Origin of the sequence: Protofrankia sp. CiT1, assembly GCF_917627335.1 — a bacterium.
GTDB lineage: Bacteria > Actinomycetota > Actinomycetes > Frankiales > Frankiaceae > Protofrankia.
On record NZ_CAKJTP010000027.1, the window covers coordinates 37,053 to 47,447 of the forward strand.

Genomic DNA, 10,395 nt, shown 5'->3' on the forward strand with positions numbered 1-10,395 from the left:
CAGCCCCCATGTCAGCCTCCATGCCGGATACCCCGGTACCAGATACCCCCGCGGGCAGCGCCCGCGGTACATCAGCGGACCACACGGACGAGCCAGGCTCCGTCGCTCATCCAGACGGCGTCGCTCGCCCCCCGGACGAGCGACGTGGCCGGCCCATGGTCACGCTCGCCGCGTCGCTGCTCCTCGCCGTCGCGGGTGTCACCGCCGCGATCAACTGGCCGACCACGGCCGAGGTCAGCCCCCGCTATCCCGATGTCGCGTTCGGCCCGCCAGCGCCAGGGCCACTCGTCACTGGCCGGCACCGACCTGACACGATCAGCCCGACAGTCGCCGGGGCGTTCACCAGACGGGTGCCCGGACAGCGGACCGTACCAACCATGCTCGAAGTCGCGAGTGCGAACGAGATGATTCTGGTGGCCCAGCGGTCCACCGCCGAGCTGGCCAGACCGCAGGCGGTCCCCGAACCCAGTCCACCCACAATGGTCAATGTGCTACCACGGTCGACCGCAACACTACCAACCGTAACCGTCTCCTCATCAATGGGCAATTCAGCGACACACGTACCGCCGGTCGAAGTCCCGTCAGCGTCACCAGCGACACAGATGCCCTCGACAGCTCCCTCGGCCACGCCCGACGCGGACACAACAACCCCGTCCGTGCTCACCTCGGGGACACCGCCGCAGGCTTAAGTGGTCGGCAGGGGTCCAGCTCGCGCCGCCCGGGCTCACCGGCCTCGGCGGCTACCGCACCTGGTAGAACAGCGTGGTTACATATTGATCGAAATCGTTGACCCGTAACGTCAGCCGCAGTTGCCACGTACCGGCCAGCGGCACCTGCATCCCCTGAGCGATTGCGTGGCCCGGTGCGACCTGGACAAGCGGCACCGAGAGCGGTCCGACCCCGGCGTCGGGCAGGGACAGCTGCGCTGACGCGTCCGCAAGCGGCGCGACCTTGCCAGCGGGATCGAACGTGTAGATGTGCAAGGTCTGCGGCCCGTGCCTGGTCGGGGCGATGTCGACTTGGACGGTGAGCGGTCCGGCGAACACCGTGTCAGCGAACGGCGGTACATAGGACGTCCGCGCCGGAACCGAGTTGACCAACACCGCGGTCACCGCGAGCACCACTGTGGCCAGGCCGGCCTCGAACATCACCCCACGGCGCAACCCAGCCACCGCACGCTCGGCCACTTCGGGCCGCGCCGCGATATCGGTCGATGACGGCCCTACCGAGTGGGCGGTCAGGCCGGCTGTCGTGTCCGAGCGACTCGCGGCCAGCGCCGCGACGACCGGCCGGTAGTTGCGGACAACCCACCTGTGCGCCAGCCAGCCGACTCCGAGCGCTAACGCCACGAACCAGACCTTCAGCAATAACAGACGGCCATAGGCAGTGGCGGTCAGCGCGGGCAATCCGCCTACCTCTCGCCAGGACTGATAGCTACCCGTGAGGATGACGACGGCAACCGCTGCCATCGCGGTACGTGACCAACGCGGCAACACCCCGGCAAGCTCGGCGGCGCGGGCAGCGGGCACCCGGGCGCCGGACCGAGAAGGGCGATCATCTGCGCGGCCACGCCCGGACCTCGCACGCAGGAAGAGCACAAGGGTGGCGAGACCACCCATCCAGACGGCGACTCCCAGCACGTGCACAGTCAGGATCGCGGTCGCCAGCCACGCGTCGCCGCCGACACCCGCATGGCCGGACGCGGCCTGGGTCCCGGCGATGACAAGGGCGAGGCCGCAGAGCTCCGCGACGGCCCGGCGGCCACCGGCCACGATCGCGTGCAGGAGCGGTATCGCGAGCAGCAGCGCGAGGATTCTCAACAGCACCAGATGCCCGAACCTGGTGTGCAACGTGGTCGACAGCGGAGCCCAGCGCGCCAGTGCGGACAACCCCTGACCCGCGCCGTACGGCCCCTGGACCAGCAACAGCCCGACAGCGGCGGCGAGCGTCACGCCCCATCCCGCCCACAGCAGCCGCCGCGGGCCCAGCTGTCGTAGCCCCGCCGGCCAGAGTGCCAGCAGGAAGAAACCCGCACCGAGCAGAACGGACAAACCGGCGAAGGCTCCGAAACGCACCACACCGGCCAGCACGCTGACAGCGGCCGAACCACTCCTGGTGGACACGGACGCCGCGGCGCTGGCGTCTGGAGCCACCCCGACACCGAAGAAGAAGCTGCCGGAGACCGGATGGCTGTCCGCGGAGATGACATGCCAGCTGACCACGTACGTGCCACGCCCGAGGTCGGCGGACAGCCCCGCCACGACCTGGCTGCCGGTCTGCCCGTGGCGGACATCGCCGGCATCCACCCGCTGGCCGGTTGGGGAGATGACTGTTATCGAACGTGCGTCCGTTGTTACCGACTCGCTGAAAGCAAGCGTGACCTGCGATGGCGGGACCGTCAGGGTCGCTCCCGCGACCGGGTCGCTGCGGTCGAGCACGGCGTGCGCCGACGCCGGGCCCGCTGTCGCGATCAGCGCCGCGACGACGGCAACCAGCAGGAACCCGAGACGGCGCATGCCGCGAGCCTCTATCACCGCACCAGTGTCCCTCTCACCGTCCTCCGGCCCCGCCCGCTCCCCCTGCCCGGCATCACCGTCCACCGAAGAGGCTGCGTAGGCTATCTGTCGATGAATGTGACCGACAGAGGCCGGTTATGTCACGGGCTGCCCCACGCGTTGCTTGTTCTCGGCGTGCTGACCTGCTGGCTGGTTGTCACAGCCTCGCCCGCATCGGCGCACTCCGTCAACGGGGGCGGAGCCACCAACCTGCGCACGACCCTGACCGGCATGAACCCACCGGTGGACGGCATCACCCTCACCCCGGTGGAAAACGGCAGCCGGGTCAGGCTGACCGTTATCGGTAATCACACCGTGATCGTCAAAGGATATTCCGACGAACCATACCTGCGGGTGGACCCGACCGGGACTTGGCGCAACGCCCTCTCGTCCGCGACCTATCTCAACACAAGCCGGTACGGGCTGGCGAACGGATCATCCAAACCGCTGACCGGAAGCGATGACACGGCGCCGCCCCGCTGGGAGAAAATCGGCCATGGCGGCACCACCGTCTGGCACGACCACCGCACCCACTGGATGGGGGCGCAGGACCCGCCGGTCGTTCTGGCCGCGCCCGGCCGCTTTCACGAGATCTACACCTGGATGATCCCGCTGACCGTGGACGGCCAGACGGTCAGCGTGACCGGTGCCCTCGACTGGATTCCAGGGCCGTCCCCCACGCCGTGGTTCGTTCTCGGGATCATGCTAGCCGCTGGGGTCATGGCTCTCGGACTGCTACGACGCGCGACTACGGCGCTGGCCGCGGCGGTGACGATCACTGTGGCCGCGGACATCACCCACTCCTTACTGATCACATTCTCGCGGGCCGACGGCCGGCTGTCGGGATTCTTCCTCAGCAACACCGTCGAGATGGCTGCCTGGGCGCTCGGGCTGGGCTCGGCCGCCCTGCTGATCCGAGAATCGATCACCGGTGGGTACCTCGCCGCGACCGCTGGCTTCGTCATCGCCATGGTCGGCGGTTTCGGCGACGTCGGCCTACTGTACCGATCGGGTGCCCCGATCGCGGGCCCCGTGGCCCTCGCCCGGCTCCTGACCACGGTCACCATCGGTATCGGCATCGGGCTCCTCGCCGCGGTGCCCGTGGTGACCCGACGGCACGGCTGGCGGAAACAGCCCGGCACGGACCGGGACACGACGGACCGGGACACGACGGAACAGCAGACGGTGGTACAGAAGGCCACCGAACAGGACGCGGCGGACCGGAGCGGATACGGACAGGCCGGACCGGGGCTGGGAGCTGGACCGAAACAACCTGGGCTGTGTCCGGACGCCGAAACAGAGCCGGGCATGGGTCGATCTCGCCCCGATATGGCAGGCTGACCGCCGTGTACGTACGCGCGGCGGCCGTCGCCGCCAGCGTTGAACCGCCCGCCGTGACGACCGCGGGCCGCTTGGCGCGTGCGTCCACCTTTGCCGGCTCGTCGGTCGCCCTCGCCGTAGCGGCGCACGCCGCGGCAGGCGGCCACCGTCCGTCCGCAACCCTGCTGGCCGGCGCATTCGGGTTGCTGACCCGCATCGCATACGGCCTCGCCGGACGGGAACGGCGGTTCGTCGCCCTGCTCGCCGGCGTCGGACTCGCCCAGCTGGCCCTGCACATCACGTTCGCGGTCACCGCACATGGCCCCGGCATGGCGGGCGCTGTACTGACTGACGGCACCACGATGACTGTGGCCCACGTAAGCGCGGCCGCGCTGGTCGCCGCCGTGCTCGGTCAGGCTGAACGAGGGCTGTGGAACGCGGCGTGCCTACGCCTCGCGGTGGCCCGCTGTCGCGTCCGTGCGCGTTCCGCTATCGTACTGCTACGGAATGCTCGCCGGTTCGCGGCCACGCTGCTCGGCCCGCCGCTGGGAACAGCGCCGGGCGCCGAACCCCTGACGCGCCGGTCCGGCAGTTGCCGATCCGCCGTCTTCATGCGGCCGGCATACGTGACCGGACGTCTGTTTGCCCGCACCGATGGCCGGCGCGGGCCGCCGCTCGGCCTGAAGACGCCTGAAGACGCCTGAAGACGTCCAGACCTGCCGGAAACGCCCTGATCTGGAACGCGACGAGCGTTCCACGGGGTGATCTCCGCGTGGGACGGCGCGATCGACGGAACAAAAGTCCCAAAAGTGTGGATTCAGGCGAGTAATGATCACCGCCATCCTGGCAAGCGGTGACTCGCCGATCGCTCCTGCCGCACTTCTTGTGCGCCCAGCACAATTTCCTTTGTGATCAATTTTCCTCGAGAGGATCAGCATGTCCCGTACGACCCGTGGTGCCGCCGTACTCGGCGCCGCCCTCACCGGCGTGATCGCCTTCGCGCTGCCGGCCTCGGCTCATGTCACCGTGCGGCCGACAACAGCCGTCACTGGTACCGACACGACACTCACCTTCGAGGTCCCGACGGAGCGGGACGACGCTGCCACAACCAAAATCGATGTTCAGTTCCCCGCCGATGCCCCGATCGCGTCGGTGCTGGTCGAGAACATCCCCGGCTGGACCCACGAAATCAGGAAAACCAAACTGGACAAGCCGATCACTACGGATGACGGCACCGTCTCCGAGGGGGTCAGTGAGATCATTTGGACCGCTTCATCGGCCGACACAGCCATCAAGTCGGGCGAGTTCGCCCAGTTCGTCATCTCGGCCGGGCCATTGCCGGACAAGGCCGGCACACTCGCGTTCAAGACTCTGCAGACCTACAGCGACGGCCAGGTCGTGCGATGGATCGACGTCGCGCAGCCTGGACAGGCCGAGCCCGAGCACCCGGCACCGACGCTGACCATCACCGCGGCGAGCACCGACAGCACCGACACGCACGGCGGTTCAGGAACCGCCGCAGCCGCCGCCAGCACGCCGAACAACACGGGGGCGACCAGCGGCGTGACGGTGCAGACCGCTTCCCAAAGCGCCGACAGCAGCGACGGAACAGCTCGAGGGCTGGGTATCGCGGGCCTGATCGCCGGGATCGCCGGGATCGGATTCGGCGCTTTCGCCCTGCTGGCCAGTCGCCGTCGAAACGGCACGCACTAGGCAGTGTTTCCTTGACCATGCGATAGCTAAAAGTGGCAAGTAGATTTCCCTGAGCGGAAGATCCACATGATCTGGCGGACGAGGATTGCACACCGTTCGCCACGGTGGGAACTCCACGGGGAGCTGTCGCCAAGTCAAGCCACCCCGCACCAGATAGAAGATCGCGTCCAGGACACGCCGTCGAGCGTGCTTCGCGGGCCGGCCGCCCTTCCCCGCCCGGTTACCCGGCGCGGGCAGGAGCGGTTCGAGCACCCTCCACTGCGCATCCGTGATCGTCGAGGACGGGTAGAAACCGTCGTGTGGTGCTACGGCCATCGGCCGGCGGGATTCGGGGTGGGCGGGGCAGGACACACACGTGCACGCAGACGATACTGGCGCTCGGGCTCCTGGTAGGGCGGTTGGATTCGACACCCCTTTACCAGGAGTCCGCTGCCGTGTGGGGGTGCCACTGCTCGGGCACTCCCCCGCCGCATCCTGAACACAGTGCGGGGGGATGAGATGACGGGCAGCCTGCGGCATCTGCCAGGGTACGTTCACGTACCCGTATTCTGCTGGGTGGGTGAAAGGAGGCTGTCCATGACGGATGCGAATGTGCGGATTCCGGCGGAGGCGCGGGATCGGTTGGCGGCGGTGGCGGCTGCGGAAGGGTTGTCGTTGCGGGCGTATCTGGCGCGGTTGGCGAGCACGCTGCTGACGCCTGCGGAGCGGGCTGAGCGTGCGGAGCGGGCGCGGGCGGTGCTGCGGGAGTGGAGTGGTTACGACCCGACGGAGGAGGAGGCCACGCAGGCCCGGGAGGAGTTGGACCGGCGGCTGGCGCGGGCGTTGGGGCGGTGAGCGACGCGCTGCATGTGGTGCTGGATGACACGGCGATGCTCTCGGCCGGGCACGGCAACCGGCTGGCCTCCGAGCTGATTCACCTTGCCCACACCGAGCCGGGCCATTTTCTGTACGCGCCGGCGTGTGCGCTGGTGGAGGCGGACCGGGCCCGGCCGGGCACCGCCGAGCACATCGCCGCGCTGCCGGCGGTGACCATCGTGGAGTTGGACCTGGCGGCCGCGCTCGCAGTGGCCCGCGATACCGGCTGGGCGCCGGCGCACGTCCGCTATGCGGCCGAGCCCACCCCGGAACGTCCCGCGGGTGCGGTGATCGCGACGGTGGCACCGGACCGGTGGGTGGGTCAGCCGGTGCGCCTGTTGGACCTCAGCCCGTGAGCTGGTCCGGCGTCCCCAGGGATGCCGGACCAGCCTGGCACGCAGGGCGGCATCGGCCTGGTGCTGTCGGTACCGATCACCACAGGTGTCGCCGTGCTGGTCGCCGCCTACCGGCCGCACAGCTGACGATCCGCTGGCCGCGTGGCGCGCCGGGCGGCCGGTTGCCGCGGAACACGGCTAAATGCCCCTATGGTGTGTTCGGGCCGGGCGAATTCCCGGGGGACCGGCCGGCCAATACGATCATGGTTGGACAGAAGCGGGCAGTGGCGCACGGTGGTCGGGGCCGCAGGACGTCTCCCATCGGATGGTCGGACAATTCGCCCAGGAACGCTACCAAGAGCGACCAGCGACAGGGGCGCGGATCAAGGAGTGGGGTTGGGGTACGTGCACCGCGAGACGAAGGAGGCATGCGCCATGGTGGCCGGCGACCGACGAGCCGGGGTACCCGTGCGTCGCTCGGCGATGGACGGGGAGTGATGACGCCAGGGGCATGCCCCAGCCCCGCGACGCCGCGTCCCCCGCGGCCAGGCGCTCTAAAGATCGTCTGGCCACATTCCAGAGTCCTTGTCCCGTGAGCCCTGTTCTCGCTTCAAGCCGAACCGGGAACTTTGTCCGTTCGCTGCTGGTCATTTTCATGATCACTTTATTGTTCCGGGAGATGTACCTGCTGTGGTTCTTCCATACCGCGGCGTGGACGAGCCGCCCGAGAGAGATCCGCTGGTGCGGATCATGGTATGAACTCAGTGACGAACAGGACCGCACCCAGGCGGACGCTCGCAAACTCGCTGGCGGCGCCCTCACCCAGATCGGACGTTTGCCGGTCTGGCGGCCGATCGTTGCCTACAAGCCCGCGCACGACTGCCCGGAGCACATCTTCGGAAAAGTCGGCACAGACCGTTACACGACCTATCTGATCAGCGGGAACTGACACCAAGCCACGGGCCGACCCTGGTTGCCGCGCCGCCGAACGCCGTGTCAGCCCCGGTGGACCCAGCCGTGTCCACGGTCCGGTTCGGCTGGAGCACATGCACACGAGCGTGGATGGAGTTGCGCTGCTGCAACGCCGCACGAACGGCACGGTGGAGGCCGTCCTCCAGATAGAGCGCGTCGTCCCACTCCACAACATGCGGGAACAGGTCCCCGTAGAAGGTCGAATCCTCGTCGAGGAGGACGTCAAGCGCGAGCACCCGCTTGGTTGTGATCAGTTGGTCCAACCTGACCTGGCGCGGGGGGATCGCGGCCCATTCCCGCTGGCTCAGGCCATGGTCAGGATACGGGCGTCCGTCACCCACATATCTGAAGATCAACTAACACCTCCTGGATGAGGGAGCACCTTCGCGGAACACCTGACAGCCTAGAATCCTCCGCCAGCCCAGCGGATCGCTACCACACTCCACGCCGGTTGCTCATGTGTTGTTTCGGATCTACAAAGACACTAAAAATAGACATTTTCAACAAGAAACACAATCAAACAATACTCGTCAGACGACTCGAACAACGTCGATCAAGAAACTTCCGTGGCGTGGATTGGCGGGACGGAACCCAGGCAAGCAGGCCTAGCTGCCCATACATAAAATCATCGAGTTTGTCAATATGACATTTTTGAAACCGCCACCTGTGAGCATCACGCACACATCCACCGAATCGGGAACTCCGGACCAGCCTCCATCCGCATAATCGGGACCGCGCACCGTCGTCACACTCATGCGGGAGGTCCAGATGTTCCGCAGGATGAGAACCCGCCTGATTCTGCGCACAGCCACGCTTGGCGCGATCGTGCTGGTCAGCGCCGGCTGCTCCGGCGGCTCGAACAAGGCTTCGCCACCGGCCCACGCATCGGCCACCACGGTGACCACGCCGCGGGCCGGTACGACCGGGGCCGGCCAGGGCGCCGCGGATGGCGCTGTCGCCTCCCGAACGGCCAGCTTCCGCGCTCCGGGTGGAGGTTCCGGAACCGTCGAGGTCGGTTTCATCAGCCTGAAGGTGGACGGGCGGCTGGCGACGCTGACCGTTGTGTGGACACCGAGGTATAGTGATCTCCCACGCGACAAGGAGATCTCGGTTTTCGACATGTTCGCCGCGCATAGCCCGGCCATCGCTCTTGTCGACAGCACCAATCTGAAGCGTTACGTGGTCGTCCAGGACAGCCGCAACACTGAACTCGGCGCGAGCGGCCCGCGGACGAAGACTGTCAACAACACCCCGGTCAGCGCCTCGTACACGTTCGCGGCGCCGCCTGAGGACGTGCGGACCGTCGACGTCTATGCCGACGATCGGCTGTTGTTCGACGATGCTCCGGTCAGCCGATAGCCCGGGTGGCCGAAGCGGCGGCGCACGACGTCGGCGCCCGGCCACCGCGATCTCCATCGTCACGGTTGCCGTCGTCACGGTTGTCGCCTTGGTCGCCGGCGCCGTTCTCTGGGCCGACGAACCGAACGCCTGGGCCGCGTCGGAGCCGCCCGCGCCCTCGGCCACAGTCAGCGATCAGGCTATCGCCGCCTCGATCCAGCGAATTGAGGTGGCGGACGCGGTCCGTCCCATCGAGGTCGACACAGCTGTTGTCCCGCTGCGCACCGAGCGGCGGGACGCCTCCGGTGTGGCCGTGACCATCAGCTCGGATGTGTTGTTCGCCTTCGACTCCGCCGATCTGACCGAGACGGCCCGCGAGCACCTCGCGGACATAGCGGCGGGGATCGGCGGCGCCAGGGGGACCGTCGCGGTCAACGGCTACACCGACAGCACCGGCACACCCGCATACAACGTGATCCTCTCCCAACGACGGGCGAACGCCGTCGCGGACCTGCTGCGCCCAAGAGCCCCACACGACGTGCTGGTCTCCGCGACCGGCCAGGGTTCCGCCAGCCCCGTCGCCGCGAACACCAATCCGGACGGTTCGGACAACAGCGCCGGCCGCGCCCAGAACCGCCGCGTCACCATCACCTACCGCACCTCATGACCGGTGTTGGGCCACAACCTGATGCTGGGCCATGACCGACCGATGCCGGCCATCCTCCTCCGCGGAGCACACCATCTGGGTGTCATCTACACGTCCGACACCCACAGTCACGATCCGCCCGGTTACTATCAGCGCCACGGTTCGCACTCACCGAGGCAGGTCCCGTGGCACACTACGACGTCTTCCTCAGCTGCGCGCCGCAGGACGCCGGCTGGGGAACGAAGATCAGGGATGCGCTCCGGGCAAAGGGATACCAGGTTGTTCCCGCCGACGGACCGTATCCACCGATCGTACCGTCGGAAGGACCTCCCCCGGCGCCGGAATCGGCCGACGTCCTGATCGTCGTGGTCTCACCCTCCTATTTCCGATCGAGTAGCATCCCCCGATTACTGCGGACGTTCCTCGAATCACGTAGACCCGTACTACCCGTCATCGTCAGAGAAACCGGACTGCCATCCGAGCTGCGAAATATACCGGCCCTGGATCTGACCGCCGTCTACCCCGAAGAAATCGATGACGCCGTCGCGGCGGTCGTACGGACCTACACAAGAACACGACAACATGCTCTCATGGAACGACTGCCGGATGTCCTGAGGGCGAACGAGGACCCATCAGCGGCGAGTGCTGCCCACGGACGCAA

12 protein-coding genes and 2 pseudogenes are annotated in these 10,395 nt (G+C 67.5%); 11 read left to right on the forward strand and 3 right to left on the reverse strand.

What is annotated here, in order from left to right; translation table 11 throughout:
* Nucleotides 1-689 (forward strand): annotated as a pseudogene (locus MJ785_RS07300) (hypothetical protein); the annotation flags it as partial.
* 51 nt (nucleotides 690-740) lie between these two features.
* On the opposite strand, the gene MJ785_RS07305 reads toward MJ785_RS07300, so the two are convergent.
* The gene (locus tag MJ785_RS07305; RefSeq protein WP_239380237.1) at nucleotides 741-2,516 is read right to left on the reverse strand and encodes a copper resistance CopC/CopD family protein; all 1,776 of its coding nucleotides are present in this window, start codon (nucleotides 2,514-2,516) and stop codon (nucleotides 741-743) included.
* A gap of 111 nt (nucleotides 2,517-2,627) precedes the next feature.
* Here MJ785_RS07305 and MJ785_RS07310 point away from each other — a divergent pair, with 111 nt between their 5' ends.
* The 3 genes from MJ785_RS07310 to MJ785_RS07320 all read left to right on the forward strand — a co-directional run bounded on the left by MJ785_RS07310 (nucleotide 2,628) and on the right by MJ785_RS07320 (nucleotide 5,588).
* A complete protein-coding gene (locus MJ785_RS07310; RefSeq protein ID WP_239309818.1) occupies nucleotides 2,628-3,896 on the forward strand; it encodes a hypothetical protein in 1,269 nt (422 codons plus the stop codon).
* A 5-nt stretch (nucleotides 3,897-3,901) separates the two neighbouring features.
* Nucleotides 3,902-4,579, forward strand: a complete 678-nt coding sequence (locus MJ785_RS07315; protein WP_239309820.1) for a hypothetical protein — start codon at nucleotides 3,902-3,904, stop codon at nucleotides 4,577-4,579.
* Nucleotides 4,580-4,811: 232 nt separating this feature from the next.
* Complete coding sequence (locus MJ785_RS07320; protein WP_239310755.1) at nucleotides 4,812-5,588, forward strand: YcnI family protein; 777 nt, start codon at nucleotides 4,812-4,814, stop codon at nucleotides 5,586-5,588.
* Between the two features lie 99 nt (nucleotides 5,589-5,687).
* On the opposite strand, the pseudogene MJ785_RS22185 reads toward MJ785_RS07320, so the two are convergent.
* A pseudogene (locus MJ785_RS22185) lies at nucleotides 5,688-6,107 on the reverse strand (transposase); the annotation flags it as partial.
* A gap of 57 nt (nucleotides 6,108-6,164) precedes the next feature.
* Between MJ785_RS22185 and MJ785_RS07325 the strand changes: the two are divergent.
* The 4 genes from MJ785_RS07325 (at nucleotide 6,165) to MJ785_RS07340 (ending at nucleotide 7,727) form a co-directional block, all read left to right on the forward strand.
* On the forward strand, nucleotides 6,165-6,422 hold the full coding sequence (locus MJ785_RS07325; protein WP_239310754.1) for a hypothetical protein: 258 nt from the start codon (nucleotides 6,165-6,167) through the stop codon (nucleotides 6,420-6,422).
* Nucleotides 6,419-6,799, forward strand: coding sequence for a hypothetical protein (locus tag MJ785_RS07330; RefSeq protein ID WP_239310753.1), 381 nt, complete (start codon nucleotides 6,419-6,421; stop codon nucleotides 6,797-6,799). Before MJ785_RS07325 ends, MJ785_RS07330 begins: the two co-directional genes overlap by 4 nt.
* A 21-nt stretch (nucleotides 6,800-6,820) precedes the next feature.
* Nucleotides 6,821-6,925: a YibE/F family protein gene (locus tag MJ785_RS07335; protein ID WP_239310752.1), complete on the forward strand. Its 105-nt coding sequence runs from the start codon at nucleotides 6,821-6,823 to the stop codon at nucleotides 6,923-6,925.
* Nucleotides 6,926-7,433: 508 nt separating this feature from the next.
* Complete coding sequence (locus MJ785_RS07340) at nucleotides 7,434-7,727, forward strand: hypothetical protein (protein WP_370651617.1); 294 nt, start codon at nucleotides 7,434-7,436, stop codon at nucleotides 7,725-7,727.
* On the opposite strand, the gene MJ785_RS07345 is transcribed toward MJ785_RS07340, so the two are convergent.
* Nucleotides 7,714-8,106 (reverse strand): type II toxin-antitoxin system VapB family antitoxin, encoded by a 393-nt coding sequence (locus tag MJ785_RS07345; protein ID WP_239310750.1) that lies wholly within the window; start codon nucleotides 8,104-8,106, stop codon nucleotides 7,714-7,716. The two genes, MJ785_RS07340 and MJ785_RS07345, sit on opposite strands and share 14 nt — an antisense overlap.
* A gap of 424 nt (nucleotides 8,107-8,530) precedes the next feature.
* Here MJ785_RS07345 and MJ785_RS07350 point away from each other — a divergent pair, with 424 nt between their 5' ends.
* The 3 genes from MJ785_RS07350 to MJ785_RS07360 form a co-directional block, all read left to right on the forward strand.
* Nucleotides 8,531-9,109: a hypothetical protein gene (locus MJ785_RS07350; RefSeq protein WP_239310749.1), complete on the forward strand. Its 579-nt coding sequence runs from the start codon at nucleotides 8,531-8,533 to the stop codon at nucleotides 9,107-9,109.
* Complete coding sequence (locus tag MJ785_RS07355; protein ID WP_239310748.1) at nucleotides 9,090-9,755, forward strand: OmpA family protein; 666 nt, start codon at nucleotides 9,090-9,092, stop codon at nucleotides 9,753-9,755. The genes MJ785_RS07350 and MJ785_RS07355 overlap by 20 nt, the downstream gene beginning before the upstream one ends.
* Before the next feature lie 164 nt (nucleotides 9,756-9,919).
* A partial coding sequence (locus MJ785_RS07360; RefSeq protein ID WP_239380238.1) for a toll/interleukin-1 receptor domain-containing protein occupies nucleotides 9,920-10,395 on the forward strand: 476 nt, incomplete at its 3' end.

Coding starts and splice junctions, on each gene's coding strand:
- MJ785_RS07305 (WP_239380237.1), bottom strand. CDS start 2,516: ATGCGCCGTCTCGGGTTCCTGCTGGTTGCCGTCGTCGCGGCGCTGATC.
- MJ785_RS07310 (WP_239309818.1), top strand. CDS start 2,628: ATGAATGTGACCGACAGAGGCCGGTTATGTCACGGGCTGCCCCACGCG.
- MJ785_RS07320 (WP_239310755.1), top strand. CDS start 4,812: ATGTCCCGTACGACCCGTGGTGCCGCCGTACTCGGCGCCGCCCTCACC.
- MJ785_RS07325 (WP_239310754.1), top strand. CDS start 6,165: ATGACGGATGCGAATGTGCGGATTCCGGCGGAGGCGCGGGATCGGTTG.
- MJ785_RS07335 (WP_239310752.1), top strand. CDS start 6,821: ATGCCGGACCAGCCTGGCACGCAGGGCGGCATCGGCCTGGTGCTGTCG.
- MJ785_RS07340 (WP_370651617.1), top strand. CDS start 7,434: ATGATCACTTTATTGTTCCGGGAGATGTACCTGCTGTGGTTCTTCCAT.
- MJ785_RS07350 (WP_239310749.1), top strand. CDS start 8,531: ATGAGAACCCGCCTGATTCTGCGCACAGCCACGCTTGGCGCGATCGTG.
- MJ785_RS07355 (WP_239310748.1), top strand. CDS start 9,090: ATGCTCCGGTCAGCCGATAGCCCGGGTGGCCGAAGCGGCGGCGCACGA.